The sequence below is a fragment of the Embleya sp. NPDC050154 genome, from assembly GCF_044460165.1.
Taxonomy (GTDB): Bacteria; Actinomycetota; Actinomycetes; order Streptomycetales; family Streptomycetaceae; genus Embleya.
Window position 1 is genome coordinate 26,122 of sequence record NZ_JBITJP010000001.1, and the last position, 23,626, is coordinate 49,747.

21 protein-coding genes are annotated in these 23,626 nt (G+C 72.1%); 13 read left to right on the plus strand and 8 right to left on the minus strand.

What is annotated here, in order from left to right; translation table 11 throughout:
* Positions 1-385: 385 nt before the first annotated feature.
* Positions 386-1,075 carry a class F sortase gene (locus tag ACIBSV_RS00120; protein ID WP_395858592.1) on the minus strand — a complete coding sequence of 230 codons (690 nt, stop codon included), beginning with the start codon at positions 1,073-1,075 and terminating at the stop codon, positions 386-388.
* Between the two features lie 182 nt (positions 1,076-1,257).
* A complete protein-coding gene (locus tag ACIBSV_RS00125; protein WP_395858593.1) occupies positions 1,258-1,827 on the minus strand; it encodes a hypothetical protein in 570 nt (189 codons plus the stop codon).
* 530 nt (positions 1,828-2,357) lie between these two features.
* Between ACIBSV_RS00125 and ACIBSV_RS00130 the strand changes: the two genes are divergently transcribed.
* Entirely contained in the window at positions 2,358-3,014 is a 657-nt protein-coding gene (locus ACIBSV_RS00130; RefSeq protein ID WP_395858594.1) for a hypothetical protein, read from the plus strand.
* 15 nt (positions 3,015-3,029) lie between these two features.
* Here the strand turns inward: ACIBSV_RS00130 and pcp are convergent, their stop codons facing one another.
* From pcp to ACIBSV_RS00145, 3 genes are read right to left on the minus strand one after another with little or no spacing between them, the layout of a single operon-like run.
* Positions 3,030-3,674, minus strand: a complete 645-nt coding sequence (pcp, locus tag ACIBSV_RS00135) for a pyroglutamyl-peptidase I (protein ID WP_395858595.1) — start codon at positions 3,672-3,674, stop codon at positions 3,030-3,032.
* Positions 3,675-3,727: 53 nt separating this feature from the next.
* Entirely contained in the window at positions 3,728-4,696 is a 969-nt protein-coding gene (locus ACIBSV_RS00140; RefSeq protein WP_395858596.1) for a DUF979 domain-containing protein, read from the minus strand.
* A complete protein-coding gene (locus ACIBSV_RS00145) occupies positions 4,693-5,454 on the minus strand; it encodes a DUF969 domain-containing protein (RefSeq protein WP_395858597.1) in 762 nt (253 codons plus the stop codon). Before ACIBSV_RS00145 ends, ACIBSV_RS00140 begins: the two co-directional genes overlap by 4 nt.
* Before the next feature lie 154 nt (positions 5,455-5,608).
* Here ACIBSV_RS00145 and ACIBSV_RS00150 point away from each other — a divergent pair, with 154 nt between their 5' ends.
* The 8 genes from ACIBSV_RS00150 (at position 5,609) to ACIBSV_RS00185 (ending at position 15,440) form a co-directional block, all read left to right on the plus strand.
* On the plus strand, positions 5,609-6,331 hold the full coding sequence (locus ACIBSV_RS00150; RefSeq protein ID WP_395858598.1) for a GntR family transcriptional regulator: 723 nt from the start codon (positions 5,609-5,611) through the stop codon (positions 6,329-6,331).
* Entirely contained in the window at positions 6,328-7,092 is a 765-nt protein-coding gene (locus tag ACIBSV_RS00155) for a LamB/YcsF family protein (protein ID WP_395858600.1), read from the plus strand. The genes ACIBSV_RS00150 and ACIBSV_RS00155 overlap by 4 nt, the downstream gene beginning before the upstream one ends.
* Positions 7,089-7,706, plus strand: coding sequence for an allophanate hydrolase subunit 1 (locus tag ACIBSV_RS00160; protein ID WP_395858601.1), 618 nt, complete (start codon positions 7,089-7,091; stop codon positions 7,704-7,706). The genes ACIBSV_RS00155 and ACIBSV_RS00160 overlap by 4 nt, the downstream gene beginning before the upstream one ends.
* Positions 7,703-8,572, plus strand: a complete 870-nt coding sequence (locus ACIBSV_RS00165) for a biotin-dependent carboxyltransferase family protein (protein WP_395858602.1) — start codon at positions 7,703-7,705, stop codon at positions 8,570-8,572. The genes ACIBSV_RS00160 and ACIBSV_RS00165 overlap by 4 nt, the downstream gene beginning before the upstream one ends.
* Before the next feature lie 367 nt (positions 8,573-8,939).
* Entirely contained in the window at positions 8,940-11,552 is a 2,613-nt protein-coding gene (gene lanKC / locus ACIBSV_RS00170) for a class III lanthionine synthetase LanKC (protein ID WP_395858603.1), read from the plus strand.
* A gap of 97 nt (positions 11,553-11,649) precedes the next feature.
* Complete coding sequence (locus ACIBSV_RS00175) at positions 11,650-11,787, plus strand: SapB/AmfS family lanthipeptide (protein WP_395858604.1); 138 nt, start codon at positions 11,650-11,652, stop codon at positions 11,785-11,787.
* A gap of 123 nt (positions 11,788-11,910) precedes the next feature.
* Positions 11,911-13,719 (plus strand): ABC transporter ATP-binding protein, encoded by a 1,809-nt coding sequence (locus ACIBSV_RS00180; protein WP_395858605.1) that lies wholly within the window; start codon positions 11,911-11,913, stop codon positions 13,717-13,719.
* Positions 13,716-15,440, plus strand: a complete 1,725-nt coding sequence (locus ACIBSV_RS00185) for an ATP-binding cassette domain-containing protein (RefSeq protein ID WP_395858606.1) — start codon at positions 13,716-13,718, stop codon at positions 15,438-15,440. Before ACIBSV_RS00180 ends, ACIBSV_RS00185 begins: the two co-directional genes overlap by 4 nt.
* A gap of 242 nt (positions 15,441-15,682) precedes the next feature.
* On the opposite strand, the gene ACIBSV_RS00190 is transcribed toward ACIBSV_RS00185, so the two are convergent.
* Positions 15,683-16,270, minus strand: a complete 588-nt coding sequence (locus ACIBSV_RS00190) for a LuxR C-terminal-related transcriptional regulator (protein WP_395858607.1) — start codon at positions 16,268-16,270, stop codon at positions 15,683-15,685.
* A gap of 263 nt (positions 16,271-16,533) precedes the next feature.
* On the opposite strand from ACIBSV_RS00190, the gene ACIBSV_RS00195 reads away from it, so the two are divergent.
* Positions 16,534-17,112: a TetR/AcrR family transcriptional regulator gene (locus tag ACIBSV_RS00195; RefSeq protein ID WP_395858608.1), complete on the plus strand. Its 579-nt coding sequence runs from the start codon at positions 16,534-16,536 to the stop codon at positions 17,110-17,112.
* Between the two features lie 103 nt (positions 17,113-17,215).
* Here the strand turns inward: ACIBSV_RS00195 and ACIBSV_RS00200 are convergent, their stop codons facing one another.
* A complete protein-coding gene (locus ACIBSV_RS00200; protein ID WP_395858609.1) occupies positions 17,216-18,229 on the minus strand; it encodes a LysR family transcriptional regulator in 1,014 nt (337 codons plus the stop codon).
* A gap of 150 nt (positions 18,230-18,379) precedes the next feature.
* Here ACIBSV_RS00200 and dnaE point away from each other — a divergent pair, with 150 nt between their 5' ends.
* The 3 genes from dnaE (at position 18,380) to ACIBSV_RS00215 (ending at position 23,442) form a co-directional block, all read left to right on the plus strand.
* On the plus strand, positions 18,380-21,973 hold the full coding sequence (dnaE, locus tag ACIBSV_RS00205; RefSeq protein ID WP_395858610.1) for a DNA polymerase III subunit alpha: 3,594 nt from the start codon (positions 18,380-18,382) through the stop codon (positions 21,971-21,973).
* Between the two features lie 77 nt (positions 21,974-22,050).
* Entirely contained in the window at positions 22,051-22,839 is a 789-nt protein-coding gene (locus tag ACIBSV_RS00210; RefSeq protein WP_395858611.1) for an ArsR/SmtB family transcription factor, read from the plus strand.
* Between the two features lie 93 nt (positions 22,840-22,932).
* Entirely contained in the window at positions 22,933-23,442 is a 510-nt protein-coding gene (locus ACIBSV_RS00215) for a hypothetical protein (protein WP_395858612.1), read from the plus strand.
* A 9-nt stretch (positions 23,443-23,451) separates the two neighbouring features.
* Here the strand turns inward: ACIBSV_RS00215 and ACIBSV_RS00220 are convergent, their stop codons facing one another.
* Positions 23,452-23,592, minus strand: a complete 141-nt coding sequence (locus tag ACIBSV_RS00220; RefSeq protein WP_395858613.1) for a hypothetical protein — start codon at positions 23,590-23,592, stop codon at positions 23,452-23,454.
* Positions 23,593-23,626: the final 34 nt, after the last annotated feature.

Sequence of the window (23,626 nt, forward strand, 5' to 3'; positions counted from 1 at the left end):
ACAGGACCTGGCCCAGCCGAAGGGCCAAGCCGTCCGGCACGCGCTGGAGGCCGTCGTCGAAGTTCTCGTCGCGGACCCGTGCCGGATCCTGGTCGCCTCCGGTGACCACGGGTTGGCGGACGCCGCCCGCGAGGCCTTCACCAGCGCGATGTCGCCCGGCTTCCGGGCCGGCGCCGCCGACTTCCGGGCCGCCGCCGCACTCGCCCTGATCCTGATGCGCGAGCCCAGGTCCGACGCGTCCGGGTCCGACGCGCCGGCGCGGACACGGACACGGACCAGGCGGACACGAACAAGCTCGCCGTCGCCGCGGGTACGGCCAACTGATCCGAATCGCAACGCTGTTCGCCCGCCCCGACGGCCACCCGGTCGGCGGGGCGGCGGCATGTCATCCGTCCGGTGCGTCGGCCGGGCGGCGGCCGGTCAGGTGGGCGAACGCGACCACGTTGCCCCGGTAGCGCTGTTCGACCTCGTCGAAGCCCGCCCCGCACGTGATCAGCCGCAACTCCGCCCCTTTCGCGGCACCGTAGACCCGTCGATCGGGGAATCGTTCGGCGCGATAGACCTCGATGGCGTCGATGGTGAAGATCGCGGTGTCGCCGTCGGCCCGATCGACCTCGACGGTGTTCCCCCGGCGCAGCTCGCCGAGGTGGTAGAAGACCGCCGGACCCTGCCGGGTGTCCACGTGTCCGGCCATGATCGCGGTGCCGCCGGCCCCCGGCGCGGTGCCCTCGCGGTACCAGCCGGCGAGATTGCCCTCGTCGACCGGCGGGGCCGCGAGTCGGCCGCCGTCCTCGAGCGCCAGCCCGGTCAGCGGGGCGTCCACCGAGATCGCCGGGATCCGCACCCGGATCGGCGCCGCGGTCGGCAGGGGGGCCAGCGGAGGCGGATCGTGCGGCGCCGGGCGCGGCTGGTCCGGATAGACCCGGGCCTCGCCGGGCTGCGGCGGCGGGTCGACGGCCCCGGTGCCGTTGACGATCAGTACGAGACCCAGGCACATCGCGGCTGCGGCGGCGCCCACCGGTCCCCTGCCGCGCTTGCGCTCGGGTGCGGCGTCGGCCGGCGCCGAAGGTTCCACGAATGCTCCCGAACAACTGTGCCCGGCGACCGGCCTCGGCCCGAAGTCGCCCGCTTGGTGGGTATGTTCCGCCCGGTTCCCGCACCGCGCGACCGTGGTCGGGCGGTGCGGGAACGCGGTACTACGGCGTTGCGGTGCTGCGGTGCTGCGGCGCTGCGGCGCTGCGGCCGGGAAGGATCCGCTCAGATCCGGCCGCCCGCGCGTCGACGACGATGCAGCACGAGGACGCCGGCGCCGGCCGCGAACAGGCCGGCGCCGAGTGCGATCTCGCTGCCGCCGGCGCCGGTGGAGGTCCCGCCGGCACCGGTGTGCATGCTGCCCGAGGGAGCCGCGGCGTGGCTGCCCTGGTACCCGCCGGTGCCGCCTTGCGCATCCTCGGCGGAGTCCGCGCGGTCCTTGTCGTGGCCGCTCTCGCCGGTGCCGGCCTTCTCGCCGGAACCGTTCTTCTCGCCGGCGGACTCGACCTTCGGGCACGCCTTGGCGGCGGCCGATGCCGCGGCGTCGAACTCGTGCTTGGCGCGGTCGAGTTGCTCCTGCCGGGACCTGTCGGGCTTCCCGCCGGCGGCGGCCGCGTCCTTGCCGTATTCCGCGAGCGCGGCGTCGTACTGCAGTTGGGCCTTCGCCGCGGCGGCGACCGCCTTCGCGCAGTCGGCCGGGTTGACCTGGGACCGGGCGGGGGCGGCGTGGCCGACCGCCGGGGCGGCCAGCGCGAGGCTCGTGCCGAGCAGCGCGGCGCCCGCAAGCCTGTTCATCGAACGCATGATGCAACCTCCGGCGAGCCCGGACGCGGTAGCGACCTACCGCTGGGACAGCCGTGCTCGCGACCTCCAGCCAAGCCGGGCGTCCGACCCCACGCATGCCGAGAATGCCGTGGCGAGGCCGGCCGGCTACACTGTGTCACGCGCACGGCCCCGGAGTTTCCGCGCGAGACCGGGTCCGCGAGCGCGGTTCGCACAACTCTGCGCCGGCCTACCCGAACGGGTGACCACCGACGCCGCGAGGCGTTCCGGCGTCGGGATTCGAGGCCGTTCCCCCGGCTTGGGTCCTTCGTCGATGACCCGGGTTTCGCCGAACCGCGACGCGCGGTGGCGGGTCCTGTCGCGATGCCGCCCCGGTGCCCGACGGCCGCATCCGGCGTGCGATGCCGGTCGGGGACGCGTCGGCGGTCGGCCCGGACCCTCGAGCCATCGGCTTCGGGAGCGAGCGCGATGACCGATCACCAGTATCGACCGGGGCGCGCCGCCGGTGGGAACAGGTCCCGGGTCGTGATCGTTTCGCGGTCATGAGCGCCGGCACGACACGGGAGGCCGTGGCCTGGGAGGCCGCGTCGGGCGAGTTGCGGGACCACCTCAAGGTGGTTCGCGTCGCGGCCCGGGGATCGCGTCGGAGTCCGTGGCGCTCGTCCGCGCTGGAGCTCGCGGACACGTATCCGTTCCCTGTCGCGGACCTGCCCGACAACCGGGGTTGGGCGCGGGTGGCCGCGGAGGTGATGCGGCGACACAACCCGGAGTTGCCCGAGCCGGATCGGCGGGCACGCGGCCCCCGCTCGTGGTTCGCGACCGTGACGTACGACGGTGACCCGCGCGGATGGGCGAATCTGGTCACCGACTGGGTCGAGTTCACCGTCACCGACGGGCACACGCTGATGGCGCAATTGAACGAGGTGGGTTGGCGCGCGGCTTCGGAGTGCCTCAGGACGCTCGCGTGGGAGGCGGTCGCCCGTGTCGACGAGCGGGCGATCGAGGCCGCGGAGACGCTGCTCGGCCGCTTCGGTCGCCGCGCCCGCTACTACGCCAACGACAGCCCCACCCCGTTGGCGGCCCGCGACCACGACCCCGTGCGCTGCTCGAACGGCCTGGTGACGGTGGCCGGCGATGTCGGACCGGTCGTGGTCGCCGAGGACGAGGTCGGGGTGTTCTGGTCGGCCGCGGACGCCTGAGCGGACGGCCTGGATTCAGTGGGTGGCGCCGCCGGCGGCGGTGATGTCTTGGGTGCGGGTCACGGCCGTGGTCATCACGGCGCGCAGGCCGGCGGCGATCGTGGGCAGCGGGAGGGAGGGGGCCGCACGCTCGGTGACCTGGTCGGAGGAGTACGGGACGTGCACGAAGCCGCCCCGGGTGGTCGGGCGTTCGGTGGCGAGCAGGTGCATCAGCCCGTAGAAGACGTGGTTGCAGACGAAGGTGCCCGCGGTCTGCGACACCGACGCGGGCACCCCTACCGCGCGGGCCGCGGCCACGCACGCCTTGACCGGCAGCGTGGCGAAGTACGCGGCGGGACCGGCCTCGACGATGGGGACGTCGATCGGCTGCCGGCCGGCGTTGTCCGGGATCCGCGCGTCGTCGACGTTGATCGCGACGCGTTCCACGGTGACGTCCGGCCGGCCGCCGGCCTGGCCCACACACAGCACCAGGTCGGGATCGACCCGCTCCACGGCTGCCCGCAGTTCCTCCAACGCGACCCCGTACACGCAGGACAGCCGTACCGTCGTGACCTCCAGGCCCGGTTCGGGCAGGTCCGCGAGCAGGCGGACCGCCTCCCACGAGGGGTTGGTGGCCTCACCGGCGAAGGTGTCGAATCCGGTGACGAGTACGCGGGTCATGGCTGCTGTCTCCTGGGACGGCTGGGCGGGTGGAGGGGCGGAGTGCGGTCGGCTCAGAAGGCGAATGCCGACATGATGCCGATGTTGACGACCAGCAGCGCGCCCGCCGTGGGCAGTTGCGCCTTGATCGGTCCGTACTGGTCCTTGAGTCCCAGCAGTGCCGCGGGAACGATGTTGAAGTTGGCCGCCATCGGGGTGCACAGGGTGCCGCAGAAGCCGGCGAGCATGCCCAGCGCGAGGACCACCGCCGGGTCGCCGCCGCCCTCGACCACCAGCACCGGCCAGCCGACCGCCGCGGTCATCACCGGGAACGCGGCGAACGCGTTGCCCATGATCGTGGTGAACAGGAACATGCCCAGGCAGTACACGATCACCGCGATGTAGATCTTGCCGTCCGGCAACACCTTCGAGGTGATCACGCCGACCTGCTTGCCGACCCCCGAGACCTGGAATATCGAGCCGAGGGTGGCCAGGAGTTGCGGCAGCAGCAGGGCCCAACCCATCGCCTCCAGCATCGAACGGCCCTCGTGGATCGGCACGCTGACCCGCTTCTCGCGGACCACGAGCATGCCCACCACGAGCGCGACGATCGCGCCGACTCCCAGGCCCAGGATGGTCTCGCTGCCCTTTTGCAGGATCGGTTCGGAACCGATGTGCCACTTCTTCACGAGCACCGCGCACACCATCGCCACCACGGGGATGGTCAGTGCCGGGATGAAGATCCGGCTGCCGAGTCGGGCGGCGATGGCCACCCGTTGCTCGCGGTCGGTGGTGTGCACGGTGCCCTTGCCGGTGAAGCCGAAGCCGGCCAGACACACCATCACCAGTACGGCCACGCCCAGCGGTTCGGCCGGGGAGGTCTTCTCCACGACCCGCGTGCTGTAGATGAAACCCGCGCCGAGCAGGCCCCAGAACGCGGCGCTGCCGAATCGCTTGGGATTGCTGCGGTCCACGAGCATCTGCGCGGCCATCACCAGGAAGACGGCGCCGACGAGCCAGAAGAACCACTCGACCTTGATCACTTGAGCTTCCCCTCGGCGACGGTGCCGGCGGCGGAACCTGCGGCGGCGGATACGGCGGCGGTCTCGGCGGGCGGCCCGGCGGCGGACACCGCCGCGAACTCGCGGGCCAGCGTGCGGTCCAGCCGCAGCAGTCGTCCGCCGTGGATGAGGAACGCGAAGACGGCGGTGGGAATCGCCCACAGCGCCACGTGCAGCGGCTCGATGTGCTGGTGGTAGGTGGTGTTCACGAAGCCGGTGATCAGCAGGATCGAGCCGACCGCGAGGAAGCAGTCCTCGCCGAAGAACAGGCCGACGTTGTCGGCGCCGGCGGCGTGCGAACGGATCTTCTCGCGCGTCTTGTCCGGGAGCGCGCCGTGGCTGCGCTCGGCGGCGCCCTCGGCCATCGGAACCACCAGCGGCCGGACCGTCTGGGCCGGGCCGCCCAGGCTGACCAGGCCGACGGCGGCGGTGACTTGGCGCAGGCCCAGGTACAACACCAGGAAGCGCCCGGTGGTGAGCTTGCCGAACCGTGCGATCAGGGTCCGGGCCTGCTCCTGGAGGCCGTTGCGCTCCAGCAGGCCGATCACCGGCAGCGTGATCGCGAAGATCGTCACGCCCCGGCTGGACGCGAAGCCGTTGCCGAAGGCGGCGAGCACTTCGCGCGGTGACAGGTCACCGAGCAGGCCGGTGGCCACGCCGGAGACACCGACCACCAGCAGGGGGTTGCGTCGTGTGGCGAACCCTACGATCACCAGTAGGACGCCGAGGAGCACAATCATTGCGCAGCCTTCCACGCTCGGGTCCTCGAACAGGGGGACGAGGAGGTGCCGAGGAGGCTAAGCTATTGTTGAACAATCCCACAAGACCTTGTGAACGGTACGGGAACTTGATCTACTCCTCCCGCACCGCTCGTCGCATTCTGGGGGACCCCACATGGGCCAAGACGTCGACCTCGCCCGGCCGTCGGCCGACGACACGCTCGGACGCCTTGCCGCCGATCGCGACCTGCTCGGACGCGCCGGCACCGCACAACGCGTCGCCGAGGTGTTGCGGGATCGCATCGCCGAGGGCGCGCTGCCACCCGGCACCCGACTGTCCGAACAGGCCCTGGGCGCGGCCCTCGGCGTCTCCCGCAACACGTTGCGCGAGGCGTTCCGCACGCTGGTGGACGGCCGCCTGGTCGTCCACGAGATGAATCGCGGCGTCTTCGTCCGGATGCTCGACCCCGACGATGTGACCGACATCTACGCGGTCCGTCGGGCCCTGGAGGGTACCGGCCTGCGAGCAGCCGCGTCGGCCGGCCCGGAACGGCTCGCCACGCTGCACGCGGCGGTCGCCGGCGGCGAGGCCGCGGCCGAGATCGGCGACTGGCCCGAGGTCGGCACCGCCGACCTGCGCTTCCACCGGGCGCTGGTCGCGCTCGCGGGCAGCCCGCGCCTGGACGAGTACATGACCCGGCTGATCGCCGAACTGCGCCTGGCCTTCCTGGCCATGCCCTCGGCCCGCGCGCTGCACGAGCCGTTCCTGCGGCGCAACCGGGAGATCGTCGACCTGCTCACGGCCGGCGACACGCCCGGCGCGGCGGTGGTCCTGGAGCGGTATCTGGACGACGCGTGCGAGATGATCTGCGCGGCGATGCGAATGGACGGCGCGTGAGTGACACCGTGATCGACCTCAACGCCGACCTGGGCGAGGGCTTCGGCCGCTGGACGCTGACCGACGACGAGGCGCTGCTGTCCGCGGTGACCAGCGCCAACGTCGCATGCGGTTTCCACGCCGGGGATCCGGTCACCATGCGCCGGGTGTGCGAACTGGCCGCCGAACGCGGTGTGCGGATCGGCGCGCAGGTCTCCTACCGCGACCTGGCCGGTTTCGGCCGCCGCGCGATGGACGTGCCGGCCGCCGAGCTGGCCGCCGAAGTGGCTTATCAGATCGGCGCGTTGGAGGTGTTCGCGCGCGCCGCCGGAGCCCGTGTGGCCTATGTCAAGCCGCATGGCGCGTTGTACAACCGCACGGTGTGGGACGGGGATCAGGCCGGCGCGGTGGTCGCCGGCGTGTTGTTGGCCGGTGGTGCGCTGCCGGTTCTGGGGCTGCCCGGCTCACGTCTGCTCGAAGCCGCCGAGTCCGCCGGACTGCCTTGCGTACCCGAGGCGTTCGCGGACCGCGCATACACCGCGCAGGGCACCCTGGTGCCGCGCGGGGAGCCCGGTGCCGTCGTCCAGGACGGCGACCGGGTCGTGTCCCGCTCGTTGACGATGGCGCGTGAGGGCGCCGTCGTCGCCATCACGGGAGAGCGGGTCGCCGTCTCGGCCCGGTCGTTGTGCCTGCACGGCGACACCCCGGGCGCGGCCGAGCTGGCGCTGCGGGTCCGCCGCGCGCTGTCGGCCGCCGGAGTGTCCCTGGAGCCGTTCGCGTGAGGGCCCTGCCGGTGGGCCGACACGCGCTGCTCCTGGAGGTGGACACGGCCGACCGGGCCGAGGCGCTGCACGCCGAGCTGCTTCGCCGACGCGCCGCGGGCACGCTGCCGGCGGTACGCGAGATCGTCCCGGCCGCGCGCACCGTGCTGCTCGACGGGCTCGCGGACCCCGCCGCGCTGGCCGTCGACGTGCCCGGCTGGCGGATCCCGCCGCTGTCCGCCGAGGCGGGCGACCGGATCGAGATCGCGGTCCGCTACGACGGGCCCGACCTGGCCGAGGTGGCCGACCTGTGGCGGGTGCCGGTCGAACGCGTCCCCGAGATCGTCGGCGGGATCACCTTCCGCGTCGCGTTCTGCGGCTTCGCGCCCGGTTTCGGCTACCTGACCGGCCTGCCCGAGCGCTACCACCTGGCCCGCCGGGCCACCCCGCGCACGTCCGTGCCGGTCGGCTCGCTGGCGCTGGCCGGCGAGTACGCGGGCGTGTACCCGCGCTCGTCGCCCGGCGGCTGGCAGTTGATCGGCAGCACCGACGCGGTGTTGTGGGACGCCGCCCGGGAGCCCGCCGCGTTGTTCGCGCCCGGCGTCCGGGTGCGTTTCGTGGCGGTGGAGCGATGAACGCGCGCGCCGTCGAGGTGGTCCGGGCCGGGGCCCTGACCACCGTTCAGGACCTGGGCCGGGACGGGTTCGCGCACCTGGGTGTGCCACGCTCGGGGGCCCTGGACCAGCCCGCGCACCGCCATGCCAACCGCCTGGTCGGCAATCCGTCCGGCGCGGCGACCCTGGAGACCACGCTGACCGGCACCGCCGTGCGGGTGCGCACGACCACCGTGGCCGCGGTGGTCGGCGCACCCTGCACGGTCCGGGTACAGGGCCGCCCGGTCGCGTGGGGCGCGGCGATCCGGGTGCCGGCCGGTGCCGTGCTGGACGTCGGCCCCGCGACCGCCGGGCTGCGCGGGTATCTGGCCTTCGCCGGCGGGGTGGCGGTCGAACCGATCCTGGGCAGCCGCTCCACCGACCTGCTGTCCGGCCTGGGACCGGCGCCGCTCGCCGACGGCGACGTGCTCGCGCTGGGCGAGCCGTCCGGACCCACTCCGGCGGGCGCGGACGTCTCGCGGCGGCCGGGGCCGCCCACCGAACTGGTGCTGCCGCTGATCCCGGGCCCCCGGCAGGACTGGTTCACTCCCGGCGCCCTCGCCTCGCTCGGAGCCGCGCGCTACACGGTGGCGTCGGCGAGCAACCGGATCGGGCTGCGCACCGAGGGACCTGCGCTGAGCTGGGCACGCACCGACGAACTGCCCAGCGAGGGAATGGTGTTGGGTGCGGTTCAGGTGCCCCCGGACGGGCGCCCGGTGCTCTTCCTGGCCGATCACCCCGTCACCGGCGGCTATCCGGTGATCGGCGTGGTCCCCGAGGAGTACCTCGCCCACGCCGCCCAGGCGGTTCCGGGCACTCCGGTGCGCTTCACCGTCACCGCGCGCTGACGGCGCGGGCGCCCGTCCGCGGCGCCGTCACCACGTGCCGAGGGCACGGGCGCCCACGCTCGCCGTCATCATCGTCGTCGTCACCGCGCACCGACCGCACAGGCGCTTCCGTGCGATTCACCGGCATCGTGCATCGACGGCGCGGCGCTTTCGTGTGTGCCTCACCGGCACCGCGCACCGGCGACGCCGGTGCGTCGGTCCGGTACTCCGCCGCAGGTGACCGGCAACTCGACCGCCGCGAACGTGAGTTCCTCACGACCGGAGGCATTCGTTCCTCACCGATGATTCGTGACGTTTGCGACTGTCCGCCGCTCCCACCCGCCGGCAGTGTTCCCCACGGCACCCCGGCCACCGGGAAGGGAGCACGATGAACAAGGGCTACGCGGCCTACTGCGACGCCGATCGGCAGTTCTACGACGCGCCGCATCGCCTTCGCACGGACGAGGGTGGCCCGGCGGCGCACTACGAGACCGCCCGTCGTGAACTCCCCGACGGCTGGCTGCGCCACCGCTCCGGCGACTGGCTCGCGTTCCGCCCGGTGGACTGCCGGTTGCCCGACCAGGGTTGGAAGATCCACGTGTCGGCGTGCCTGGACAACGCCGACAGGGTGCTCGCCGCGATCTGGGACCACTGCGTCCCGCGCGGCATCGCCTTCAAGTGCATGCCGAGTCCGTACCTGCTGCACACCCGCAACGCCAAGTACGCCGATCGGGCCGCGAGCGGCAAGTTCGTCACCGTCTACCCGGCCGACGACGAGCAGTGTCGGGTCGTCGCGACGGACCTGGCCGCGCTGCTGGCCGGCGAACCGGGGCCGTACATCCTCAGCGATCTGCGCTGGGGCGAGGGCCCGGTGTTCGTGCGCTACGGCAGCTTCGCCGACCGCACGTGTCACGACGCGAACGGCGTGTTGTGCCCCGCGATCGAGGACGACACCGGCACCCTGGTCCCGGACCGCAGGGAACCCACCTTCCACGTACCCTCGTGGCTCACCCTGCCCGCCTTCCTGGCCCCGCACCTGGCCGCCCGTACCGCCACCACCGTCGGTGAACTCCCTTACCGGATCGAGCGCGCGCTGCACTTCTCCAATGGCGGCGGCGTCTACATCGGCCGGGACCTGCGCACCGACGAGCAGGTCGTGCTCAAGGAGGCCCGCCCCTACGCCGGACTCGGCGCGGACGGCGCGGACGCGGTCACCCGCCTGGAGCGCGAACGCGACGCCCTGCGCCGGCTGAGCGGGCTCGTGTGCACGCCCGAGGTACATGACTGGTTCACCCTCGGCGATCATCACTTCCTGGTCCTGGAGTTCGTCCAGGGCAGCCCGCTGAACACCTTCTTCGCGCACCGCCACCCGCTGATCGAGACGGATCCCTCGCCCGAGCGCCTCGCCGAGTACACACAGTGGGCGATGCGGGTGTACGGGCTGGTCGAGAACGCCGTGGCGGAGATCCACGCACGCGGTGTGGTGTTCAACGACCTGCACCTGTTCAACATCATGATGTCCGAGGACGAGAGCTCGGTGACGCTGCTCGACTTCGAGGCCGCCACGGTCGACGACGAGACCCGCCGGCAAGTGGTCGCCAACCCGGGTTTTTTGGCTCCCGCCGACCGGCGCGGCGCGGATGTGGACCGGTACGCGCTCGCGTGCCTGCGCATCGCCCTGTTCCTACCGCTGACCAGCCTGTTCACCGTGGATCGGGGCAAGGCCCGGCACCTGGTCCGGATCGCCATGGCGGAATTCCCGATCCCCGAGGGCTGGTTGGACTCCGCGGTCGAGGAGATCCTGCGCGACCCGCACCCGGACGGGCCCGCCGGCGAGGCCGGGCTCGCGGTGCCGGCGGTGTCGCGCGGGACGGGGTCGACGCACGACTACCTTCCGGTGACTCCCGCGAACTGGCCGCAGAGCCGCGATTCGATGGCGCGGGCGATCCGGGCGTCGGCCACCCCGGATCGCGAGGACCGCTGTTTCCCGGGCGACATCGCGCAGTTCGCCATTCCGGGCGGAGGCGCGTGCTTCGCACACGGCGCGGCCGGGGTGCTGTACGCGCTGGCCGAGACCGGCGCCGCGGCCTGTCCGGAGGGCGAGGAATGGCTGCTGCGCGCCGCCAAGAACCCGCGGTCCGGCACGCCGATCGGGTTCTACGACGGCCTGGCCGGAGTGGCCTGGACGCTGGACCGACTCGGTCATCGCGAACAGGCCCTGGAACTGGTCGACCTGATCCTCGCCCAGGACCGACGCACGCTGGCCCGCGATCTGCACAGCGGCCTGGCCGGCCTGGGCCTGGCGCTCGACGCGCTCGCTGCCTCCACCGGCGAACACGCTCTGCAAGCCCACGCGTTCGCGTGCGCCGAGGAGCTGGCCGAGCGGACCCGCAGCGAACCCGCACCGACCCGGGCCGGGCTGCTGTACGGCGCCGCCGGAAGTGCGCTGTTGTACCTGCGGCTGTACGAACGCGTGGGCGAGCCGGATCTGTTGGAAGCCGCCGCGGAGGCGCTGCGCCGTGATCTGGCCCGCTGTGTGGTCGCCGTCGGCGGTACCCTCCAGGTCGACGAGGGTCGACGGACGATGCCCTACCTCGGGGCCGGCAGCGTCGGCATCGGCATGGTGCTCGACGACTACCTCGCGCATCGTGCCGACGCCGAGTTCGAGGCCGCCCGAGGCGAGATCGTCCGGGCCGCGCAGGCCAGGTTCTACGCCCAACCCGGACTGTTCCGCGGCGCGGCGGGCATGGTTCTGCACCTGAGCCGTACCACCACCGACGGACCCGGCGTCGAACCGGGCGACATCCGCCGCCAGATCGACTCGCTGGCCTGGGGGGCGCTCCCCTATCGGGGGGAACTGGCCTTCGCCGGCGAGCAGATGATGCGGCTGTCGATGGACCTGAGCACCGGCACCGCCGGTTGCCTGCTCGCATTGGGCAGCGCGCTGCACGACCGACCCGTGCACCTGCCCTTCCTCCCGCCGCCGACCCGGCGGCCCTGAAGCCGATCCCTTGCGGGATCGAGGCAAGACCGGCCCCGCACGGGGCCGGCGCACCATCTCGAACCATCGAGTACGACAACCGAAGGGAAACAACACCATGGCACTTCTCGACCTGCAGACGATGGAGACCGAAGAGGTTGAGCTGAACGGTGGCGGCGGTGGCGGCGGTGGCGGCAGCTACCTCAGCGTCCTGCTCTGCGGCAACAGCAGCCTGAGCCTGATCACCTGCCACTGACGCACCCGCACCCAGGGGTGAGTACCCCGAGGTGACGAGGGCACCGCGGTCCCGGGCGGCGGCATTCCGCCCGGGACCTGCCCATGCCGTACCCCTCTCCCGAAGGCGAGGAACCGCACCAGCATGGCCGACTCGCGCCGGACCCCCGACCCGCCGCCGCCCGCGTACCCCGGTACCGGGCGGCTCTTGGCCGGCGCGCTGCGGCACAGCGCGGGCCGCACCTCGGCCGGGTTCGTCTGCGGCGCGGGCTCCGCCGGTGTCGCGATCGCACTGCCCGCCGTCCTCGGCCACACCCTCGACCTGCTGCTCGACGACGCCCCCGGGCAGCGCGGCGCGGTCACCCTGTGCGTGCTCCTGATCGTCGCCGGGGTCGTCTTCGACACCCTGGAGACCCTGCTCGGCGGGGTCACGGGGGCGCGTACCGCCGCCTGGTTGCGCCGCCGGGGCGTCGACCATCTGCTGACCCTGGCCCCCCATCGCGCCGCCGCCCGCTGCACACCCGGCGACCTGGTCACCCGGCTGACCGGCAACGTCGCCGAGGCGAGCACCGCGCCCACCACCGCGGCGAACGGACTGGCCGCGCTGTGTGTGCCGCTCGGCGGACTGGTCGCGCTCGCGCTGATCGACCTGCGCCTGCTCGCGGTGTTCCTGGCCGGTGTACCGCTGCTGCTCTGGTTGTTGCGGGTCTTCGTCCGCGGCTCCTCGGACAGCGTGTCGCACTATCAGCGCGTCCAGGCCGAGATCGCCACCCGCCTGGTCGAGGCCCTCGGCGGCGCCCGCTCGGTCGCCGCGGCCGGCGGCTCACGGCGCGAGCTCGATCGAATCCTGGCCCCGTTGCCCGAACTGAGCGCGCAGGGGCGCCGGATGTGGCAGGTCTACGGGCGCGCCATGGCCGGCACCGGCGTGCTGGTGCCGCTGCTCACCACGGCGGTCCTCGCCATGGGCGGAACGCGATTGGCCCAGGGCGAGTTGAGCGTCGGCGAGTTGCTCGCCGCGTCACGCTACGCGGTGCTCGCCGCCGGTCTGGGCGCCGCCGTCGGCGCCCTCGACTCGCTCGTGCGCAGCCGCGCCGCCGCCGGCCGGATCGCCGAGTTGCTCGCCGTACCCGCGCTGTGCTCCGGCGACCGCGACCTGCCGCCGGGGGGCCCGGGCCGGTTGGAACTGCGCGGGGTCACCGTCGTACGCGGCGGGACACCGGTGCTGCGCGGCGTCGACCTGGTCGTGCCCGGCGGGAGCACGATGGCCGTGGTCGGCCACTCCGGCGCGGGCAAGTCCGTGCTCGCCGCGGTGGCCGGACGGCTGACCGACGCGGACGCGGGCACGGTGCTGCTGGACGGGGTGCCGCTGACCGAGATCGAACCGGAGCTGCTGCGCCGGGAGGTCGGCTACGCGTTCGAGCGACCGGCGCTGTTCGGCGACACGATCGGCGAAGGCATCGGCTTCGGGCCGTACGCGCCATCCGCCGTCGAGATCGAGGCCGCCGCCGAGGCGGCCGGGGCCGATACCTTCATCCGGTTGTTGCCGGCCGGATACGCGGAGCCCCTGGGCACCGCGCCACTGTCCGGCGGCGAACTGCAACGCCTCGGTCTGGCCCGGGCCTTCGCGCACGCCGGTCGACTTCTCGTGCTGGACGACGCCACATCCAGTCTGGACAGCGTCACCGAACTGCGGGTCGGCCGGGCGCTGGTCCGAGACGTGCGCGCGGGCACCCGGCTGCTGGTCGCCCACCGGGCCTCCTCGGCCGCCCGGGCGGACCGGGTCGTGTGGTTGGCCGGCGGCCGGGTGCGGGCGATCGGAACGCACGAACTGTTGTGGGAGGACCCGGACTACCGGGCGGTGTTCGCGAATCCGGCTGCGGCGAATCCGGACGCGGTGGGGCGGACTTCCGGCGAACGGGTCGACGCGACCGGGCCCGACGGGGACCGCGCATGAGGGGCGAACGGTCTCGCGTGTGGGCCCTGGCTCGGCGGTTCGTGAGCCGACGGCGGCTGGTGGTGGCCCGGCTCGCGGCCTGGTCGCTGCTGGAGGCGGCGCAGACGTTCCTGGTCGGTTACGGCGTGGCGATGGCCGTCGATCAGGGGTTCCTGGCCGGGAATACCGCGCTCGGCCTGGTCTGGCTGGCGGTCGCGGCGGCGGCGATCGTGCTCGGCGGCCTGGCCACGGGTGGGATCTTTCGCGGTCTGGCGGATCTGGTCGAGCCGTTGCGCGACGGTCTGGTGCGGCGCGTGGCGGCACGGGCGCTGGGCGATGCGATCGCGGCGCCCTCCCGCGGGTCGGACAGTGCGGTGGTGTCCCGGTTGACCAATCAGACCGAGATCGCCCGGGACAGCTTCGCCGGACTGGTCCTGGTGGCCCGTTCGTTCGTCTTCACCGCGCTCGGCGCGCTGATCGGACTGGGCGCGCTGGCGCCGGAGTTGCTGCTCGTGGTGGGCCCGCCGCTGGTGCTCGGTCTGCTGCTCTTCGTGGCCACGCTGGTGCCGATGGCGGCCCGGCAGCGCACCTTCCTGGACGCCGACGAGGCACTGTCGACGCGCCTCGGCGAGGTCGCGGAGGGCCTGCGCGACGTGCTCGCGGCGGGCGCTCGCGAGCCGGTCGCGGCCCGGACCCACACGCTGATCGAGGCCGAGGCCCGGGCGGCGCGCTCGCTCGCCCGCTGGGCCGCCGCCCGGGCCCTGGCCCTGGCGGTGGCCGGGCAACTTCCGGTGTTGTTGTTGCTGATCAGCACCCCGTGGTTGCTGGGCCGAGGACTGACCGCCGGGGCCCTGCTCGGCGCGCTGACCTACCTGACCCAGTCGTTGTTGCCCGCCCTGCACACCTTGATGAACGCGCTCGGCGCGGCCGGCACCCGGCTCCTGGTGGTGCTCGACCGGCTCACCGAGCCCCCCGCGAACCCTCCGGCGCCGGCCGCGCGGGCGGTCCCGGACGCGGATGGGCCACCCCGGGTGGAGCTGCGCGGGGTGACCTTCGCCTACGGGCCGAACGCGCAGCCGGTCCTGCGCGACCTCGATCTGAGCATCGAGTCCGGCGAACACGTCGTGGTGGTCGGCCCGAGCGGGATCGGCAAGTCGACGCTGGTCGCGCTGGTCGCCGCTCTACTGGCCCCGGACCGGGGCGAGGTGCGCGTCGGGGGTCGCTCGGTGCGTCCGGTCGGCGGCGATCCGTCCCGGCTGCGGGTACTCATCCCGCAGCAGGCGTACGTGTTCACCGGCAGCGTGCGGGAGAACCTGCTGTACCTGTGCCCGGACGGCGCCGAGGACGCGGCGCTGACCGCCTCGGCGGAAGCGGTCGGCCTGCTTCCGCTGGTTCGTCGACTGGGCGGCCTGGACGCGCTCGTGGACCCCGCGTCCCTGTCCCAGGGCGAGCGCCAGTTGATCGCGCTGGGCCGGGCACATCTGTCGCCGGCCCCGCTGGTGTTGTTGGACGAGGCGACCTGTCATCTGGACCCGATCGCCGAGGAGCGGGCCGAACGGGCCTTCGCCGCCCGGCCCGGGACGCTGATCGTGGTGGCCCACCGGATCACGTCGGCCCGCCGCGCCGATCGCATCCTGGTCCTGGACGGCGCACACGCGGTGTGTGGCACCCATCGCGAACTCCTGGACCGCTCACCGCTCTACCGCGATCTGGTCGGACACTGGCATGCCGAACGCATCTGAGCGGAACGGATCCCCGGACGCGACCGATGCGGCGGATCCGAAGGCGGCGAATCCGGACACGGCGGATCCCGGCGGAATGCATCCGAGGGAAACGGTCCTGCGGGGAACGCATCCGAGTCGAACGGATCCGAGTCGAACAGCGTCCGGATCGCGGTCTCGGCGGGGCGTCCGTGCGGATACCCGCACGCCGAGTGCGGTCGAACCCGGGCTCCGGCGCGGTGCCCGAATCCGACCGGGCCGGTCTAAACCCAGCCCGCGTCCTGTGAGATCCGGATCGCGTCGATCCGGTTGCGCGCACCCGTCTTTCGGGTGATCGCGGACATGTAGTTGCGCACCGTGCCGATGCTCAGCCGCAAGTTGCGGGCGATCTCCGGGGCCGAGGCCCCTTCGGCGGCAAGTGAGAGTACGCGCAGCTCGCGCGGGGTCAGCGGCGCGGTCGCGGCCTGCAACAGGTCGAGCGCGAGCGAGCCGTCCACGTAGCGCCGACCGGCGGCCACCAGTCTTATCGCACGTGGTAGTTGCGGTGGTTGGGCGTCCTTGTCCACGAAGCCGAGGGCCTTGGCCTCGGCCGCCCGGCACAGACTGCCGGGCCGGGCGGTGGTGGCCAGGACCAGGAGCGCGCAGTCCGGGTCGACCGGCCGCATCGGTAACAGCGAGGCCCCCGGACAGTCCACGTCCACCACGCACACGTGCGGAAGTTGGGATCGCGCCCGTCGAGCGGCCCCGTCCCAACTCTCCGCCTCCACTTCGATGTCCTCCTCCCGATCGAGCAGCGCGGCGAGCGCCGAACGGATCAGCTCCGTGTCGTGCACCAATAGAACCCGGATCATGTTCGCCCCCCAGTCGACATCGACGTCCCGTGGTTGCCCGTCGAGCATCTCGATAGCTACCCCGCCCCACGGCACACACGACACCCGGTAACCGGTTGATTCGTTTGGGCGACAGTTTGCTGTACGGCTCGCGTTTCCTGTCCGACCACGATCGCTCGCGGCCGGTCTCGATCGTGACGCGGTGGCGATCGTGACCGGCGCCTCCCGGATGTCCTGGCGAGGGTCGGATGGGGAAATGAGGACACGCGCTAGGGTGTCGATTTGTGTCCGACCGTCACATCACGATCATGGAAGCCGCCGCACGCGTCATCGCACGCCGGGGGGTACGAGGGCTGCGCGTCGAGGAGTTGGCGGCCGAAGCCGGCGTTTCGACGGGCCTGATCTACTACCACTTCAAGGACCGTACGGGAGTCCTGCGGGCCACCCTGGGCTTCATCAACGACCGCGCCGACCGGTACACGACCGAGCGGGAGCCGGGCGCGGCACCGATGCCGGCGCGCGCCGAGCTGAGCCACCGGCTGCTGCTGGAGTTGCAGGACGACCCGATCGTCCGGGAGAACAGCACCGCGTGGAACGAACTGTGCGCCAGTGCAGTGTTCGACGAATCCCTCCGGACCGACCTGGCGAACGCGACCGCGGAGTGGTCGGTCGAGATCGGCGACCTGATCGCCGAGGCCGTCCCGAGCGCGCCCCCGCGGGCGGCCCGGGCCGCCGCCGAGCGCCTGACCGCCCTCCTCGAAGGCCTCAGCGGCCGCTGGCTGGCCGGGATCCTCCCGATATCGCACGCCCGGGACCTCCTCACCGAGGCGATCGAGACGGAACTGAGCCGGCTCGAACGCTGACCCCGACCGGGAGATCGACCGGCCGGTGCCCACCGGCCACGATCGGCGCCCACAGGACCCGGTCGGCACGACCGTACGGGTCGCGGACGCGCGGGTCGGGACACTAGATGCCGGCTCCGCCCACATGCCTCACCGGGCCGGCGGCACGGCCGCCGCTGCCGCCGTCCGGCCGGCGCGCCCGGCTGCGGCGCCGGGCCCAGGTCGGTGTCCAGACCTGGGAGTCGAGGCGTTCGGGTTTCAGGCCGGCGAGGTACTCGCGGAGCGTGCTCAGCGCGGGGTGCGGGTTGTCGGCGCGGCAGACCAACGAGTGCGGATAGACCGGGATCGGATCGCGCAGCGGGATGAGCCGCAGATCGTGCCCGACGGGCCAGACCAGCGGCGTGCGCTCGCTGAGGAAGGTGGCCAGGGTCGAGGAGTCGGCGATCGTGTCGAGCAGCGCCTCGAGGCCGAAGTCGGGGCCGACCGTGTCGATGGTGAACCCGAACGCGGCGGCGAGTTCGTCGTAGTAGGCGGCCCACTCGGTGCCGCGGGTGTTGCTCGGCATCCAGATTCGGTGTCCGGCGAGCCGGCCGAGTTCGACCGCCGTCGCCGTGGCGAACTCGTGGTCGGGACCGGTGAACAGCCGCAGCGGCTCGTCCAGGACCGGGGTGGCCTCGACGCCGTCCGGCAGTTGTCGCCCGGGCATGGTGACCGCGCGGAAGGTCGCGTCGATGGCACCGGACCGCACGGCGTCGACGGCCGCGTCGGCACCGAACAGGGTCACCACGTCGAGCCCGATGTCCGGGTGCGCGCGGTGGAAGCCGCGCAGCAGACCGGCCGGCGCGGCCCGTCGGCCGACCACGTCCACCCGCAACATGCGCCGGCCCGGACGTACGGAGGCCGCGGCCCGCTCCTCGGCCAGGAGCAGGGCCCGCGCGTGCGGCAGGAACACCTGGCCGTCGATGGTCAATCGGGCCCCGCGCGCGGTGCGCACGAACAGCCGCACCCCGAGTTCCCGCTCCAGCGCGGCGATGCGCTTGGAGACGGCCTGCTGGGTGATCGACAGCCGGGCGGCGGCGGTCTGGAACTGCCCCGCGTCCACGGCGGCGACGAAGGTGCGCACGGCGATGGGGTCCACGCCGCACATCCTAGGGACACAACCAAGGGTTGTAGGCAATGGGCGAGATGGTTGTTTGATCCCCCTGCGCGATGCCCGATTGGATGTCTCCGGTCAACGCTCGGTTTCGCGGATGGCGCCCGCCCCCTCGCCCTCGGAGATGACTCACGCATGCCCGATTCCTTCGTCCACCTGCACAACCACACCGAGTACTCGATGCTGGACGGCGCACAGAAGCTGAAGCCGATGTTCGCCGAGGTGGCCCGGCAGCGGATGCCCGCGATCGCCATGAGCGACCACGGCAACATGTTCGGTGCCTACGAGTTCGCGCAGGTCGCGAAGGGCTTCGAGGGCGTCAAACCGATCATCGGCATCGAGGCGTACGTGGCGCCGTCCTCGCGGTTCTCCCGGAGGCAGGAGTTCTGGGGGCCGGGCGGCCGACGCGCGCGCAACGACGGCGAGGGTTCCAAGGACGTCTCCGGTGGCGGCCGGTTCACGCACATGACCATGTGGGCGCGCAACGTCCAGGGCCTGCGCAATCTGTTCCGGCTCAGCACCCAGGCCGGCTACCAGGGCCAGTTCCCGGCCGGCAAGCCGCGGATGGACCGGGAGTTGATCGCCGAACGGCCGGACGGCATCATCGCCACCACCGGCTGTCCGTCCGGCGAGGTCCAGACCCGACTGCGGCTGAACCAGTACGACGAGGCGAGGGCCGCCGCCGCGGCCTACCGGGACATCTTCGGCCGGGAGAACTACTTCCTGGAGTTGATGGACCACGGCCTGGCCATCGAGCGCGATGTCCGCGACGGCCTGCTGCGCCTGGCCCGGGAGTTGGACCTCCCGCTCCTGGCCACCAACGACGCGCACTACGTCACCGAGGACCAGGCCGACGCGCACGACAGCCTGCTGTGCATCGGTGTCGGCAAGAACAAGGACGATCCCCGGCGATTCCGCTTCGACGGCTCCGGCTACCACCTCAGGACCGCCGCCGAGATGCGCGCCCTGTTCGCGGAGCTGCCCCAGGCCTGCGACAACACCCTGCTGATCGCCGAGCGCGTCGAGTCCTACGAGGACGTCTTCGACTACGTCGACGAGATGCCGCACTTTCCGGACGTGCCGGCGGGCGAGAGCCAGGAGTCGTGGCTGCGCAAGGAGGTCCTGGCGGGCCTGACCCTGCGCTACGGCGACCCCGTCCCCGAGCATGTGCTGGACCGCTTCGAGACCGAGATGTCGGTCATCGGCCCGATGGGCTTCAGCTCGTACTTCCTGGTCGTGGCGGACATCTGCCGGCACGCCCGGGAGAACCGGATCCCGCTCGGTCCCGGACGCGGCTCGGCCACCGGCTCGATCGTGGCCTATGCCACGCGCATCACCGAGCTGTGCCCGCTGGAACACGGCCTGCTGTTCGAGCGGTTCCTCAACCCCGAGCGGATCAACCCGCCCGACGTGGACCTCGACTTCGACGACCGCCGGCGCGACCGCATGGTGCGCTACGTCACCGAGAAGTACGGCGACGAGTACACCGCCATGGTGAACACGTTCGGCCGGATCAAGGCCAAGAACGCGATCAAGGACTCCTCGCGCATCCTGGGTTATCCGTACGCGCACGGCGAGCGCATCACCAAGGCGCTCCCGCCGGACAACAACGGCAAGTCCGCTCCGCTGGCCGCCGTCTTCGACGCGGCGCACGAGCGGTACGCCGAGGCCGGCGAGCTGCGGCGGATGTACGAGGAAGAGCAGGACGTGCGGCGGGTGATCGACACCGCCCGCGGGGTGGAGGGCCTGATCCGCGGCACCGGAGTGCACGCCGCCGCGGTGATCCTGTCCAAGACCCGGCTCACCGACCGCATCCCGCTGCACATGCGCGCCTCGGACGGGGTGCGGATCACCGGGTTCGACTACCCCTCGTGTGAGGCGATGGGGCTGATCAAGATGGACTTCCTGGGATTGCGGAACCTGGGCGTGATCGACCAGGCCATCGAGAACGTCCGGGAGAACCGGGGCATCGCGCTGGCCACCGTGGACCCGATGGACGGCGACCCCGCGACCGTCGTGATCCCGTTGGACGACGCCAGGACGTACCGACTGCTCGCGGAGGGCAACACGTTCGGGGTCTTCCAGCTCGACGGCGGCGGCATGCGCGTGCTGCTCAGGCAGATGGAACCCACCCGGTTCGAGGACATCGCGGCGGTCAACGCCCTGTACCGGCCCGGCCCGATGGCGGCGAACGCGCACACCAACTACGCGCATCGCAAGACCGGTCGCCAGGCGATCACCCCGATCCACCCGGAACTGCGCGAGGCGCTGGAGCCGATCCTGGGGAACACCTTCCATCTGCTCGTCTACCAGGAGCAGATCATGGCCATCGCCCGGGAGTTGGCCGGCTACACGCTCGGCGGCGCCGACCTGCTGCGGCGCGCGATGGGCAAGAAGAAGCCGGAGGTGCTGGCCGCGGAGTGGGACAGGTTCCACGACGGGATGCGGGCCAACGGCTTCGGCGAGGAGGCGATCAGGGCGCTGTGGGACGTCATGCTGCCGTTCTCCGGGTACGCGTTCAACAAGTCGCACACCGCCGGCTACGGTCTCGTCTCGTACTGGACCGCCTACCTCAAGGCCAACCACCCGGCCGAGTACATGGCCGCGCTGCTCACCTCCGTCGGCGACGACAAGGACAAGGCGGCGGTCTACCTCGCCGATGCCCGCAAGAACGGCGTTCGCGTCCTGCAACCCGATGTCAACGAGTCCGTCGCGGAGTTCACCGCCGTCGGCGAGGACGTGCGGTTCGGGCTGCGGTCCGTGCGCAACGTGGGCGACAACGTCATCGAGGCCGTCGTGGACGCACGTCGGCGGAAGGGGAAGTTCGCCTCGTTCGCCGACTTCCTGGCCAAGGCCGACCTGCCCGCGCTCAACAAGCGGGCGGTGGAGTCGCTGATCAAGGCCGGCACCTTCGATTCGCTGGGTCATTCGCGCAAGGGCCTGACCGCCGTCCACGAGGAGGCGATCGACGCGATCATCCCGGTCAAGCGCGCGGCCGGGTTCGGGCAGGAGGATCTCTTCGCCGACCCGGGAGGGGACGCGAGCACGGGGCCGGCCTTCGGCCTCGACTTCCCCGTCGACGACGCGGAGTGGCCGCGCAGGCAACTGCTGGCCGGCGAACGCGAGATGTTGGGTCTGTACGTCTCCGCCCACCCGCTGGACGGCGCCGAACACATCCTCTCCGGCGCGCGTGACTGCTCGATCGCCGAACTGCTCGCCTCCGAGCGCACCACCGGGGAGGTACGGCTGTCCGGGCTGATCACCGGTGTCCAGCTCAAGATGACCAGACAGGGCAACGCGTGGGCCATCGCGAACCTCGCGGACCGGGACGCGACCGTCGAGGTCCTGTTCTTCCCGGCCGCCTATCGACTCGTGCAGCACACGCTGGTCGAGGACCACGTCGTCTCGGTCAAGGGCAGGGTCGAGGACCGGGAGGGGACCGTGAACGTCTTCGGCCGGGAGGTGACGGTGCTGGACGTGTCCTCCGCCGAGCACGGCGGGCGACCTCCCGTGCGGCTCGCGCTGCCCGAGCACCGGGTCACCGAGCACGCGGTGGCCGAGCTGAAGCGCATCCTCGCCGCCCATCCGGGCGACAGCCCGGTCCACCTCACCGTGCGCGGCGTGCACAAGACCACCGTGTACGCCCTGGCGGCCACGGTGCACGCGGCGGGCATCGCCTCCGAGGTGAAGGCGACCTTCGGCGCCGAGGCGTGGGTGGGCAGCGCGTGAGGTGGGGCGTGGCGGCGTCGTTGACAATAGGCAGGCATTCACCTGCATAATTGGGCGTGAGCCTGGAAGGGAGAGCGATGGACTCGGTTTTCAAGGCGCTGGCCGACCCCACGCGGCGACTCCTGCTCGACCGCCTGCACGAGCACAACGGGCAGACTCTGCGCGAGTTGTGCGAGCGCCTGGACATGGCACGCCAGTCGGCGACGCAACATCTCGACATCCTCCAGCGGGCCAACCTCGTGACCGTCGTGCGACGCGGACGGGAACGGCTGCACTACCTCAATCCCGGGCCGATCCACGAGATCGAGGAGCGCTGGATCTCGGGGTTCGACAAGCCGCGCCTACAAACGATCAGTGCCATCAGGAATCGGGCAGAGGAGTACGCCATGACCGACGAATCCGCGTCCGTGCCGACCTACGTCTACGTCACCTACGTCCGCGCGAGCGCGGAGCAGGTGTGGCGGGCCCTGACCGACGCGGACCTGACGGCACGCTATTGGGGACACGCCAACGTCTCGGACTGGCAGCCGGGCTCGGGTTGGGAGCACCGACGCGTCGACGGGTCGGGTGCCGTCGACGCCGTCGGTCGCGTGCTGGCGACCGAGCCCCCGACGCGCCTGGTCGTCACCTTCGAGGACACCCCCGACGCCGAGGCGCCCAGGGAGCCGTCCGTGGTCACCTTCCTCGTCGAACCACACCACGACATCGTCCGACTCACCGTGACCCACGAGAACCTCCCCAACCTGGAGATGCTCGGCGGCATTTCCCGGGGGTGGCCGGCGGTGCTGGCGAACCTCAAGTCCCTGTTGGAGACCGGCGAGGTCCTTCCGCAGGCGCCGTGGGAGATGTCCCCCGCGCACGACTGAGCGGGCGGGCGTCGCCGCCCGTCCCGCAGTCGTTCCCGCCGTTCCCGGCCGGCGCTCCCCCTTCCGCGCAGGATCGCAAAGAATGAGGACACAATGGACACCACCCCGCTTCGGGACGCCTACCGTGCGTTGCTGGACGCCGCCGCCACGGTGGCCGACTCCGGCGATCCGAGCCCGGTCCCACCGACGGGCGAGTGGAACGCGGACGAGATCCTCGCGCACATCGCCATCGTCGGCGCCGGCGCCATCGCGGCCGTCTCCTCCGTCGCCACCGGAACAATCGCGACGTACGACAACCGACTGGCGCACGACACCTGGACCCTCGACCGCGTCTTCACGCTCGCCGGGGGCAACACCGGGATCCGAGAACGCATCCGCGTCCAGGGCGAAGCCCTGTGCGCACTGAGCGGACCGACGTTGAGCGAGACCGAACTCGACACGCCGATGCCCACGGTGCTCCTGTCCCACGACGCGGCGCTGGTCGATCGGCCGGTACCGTTGCGCGACCTGTTGACCGGCCTCGCGGAAGCGGAACTCCCGGGCCACACGCGGCAACTCCTGGCCCTGCTGCCGGCGCGCGCCGCGCTGGAGGGCGGCGCCTGAGCCGGCGCCCTACCGTTCCCGGTCGACCGCGGGCTCTCGTACCCGCGCGAGGAACTCCTCGGCGGTGACCACGTCGGCGGTGGACTGGGCCAGGACCACCAGGGCGGTGCGGTGGACCTCCACGCGGTGACATAGCGTCACTTGACGCACGCCACGATGGCTCCATACCACCGGGTTGCACAGA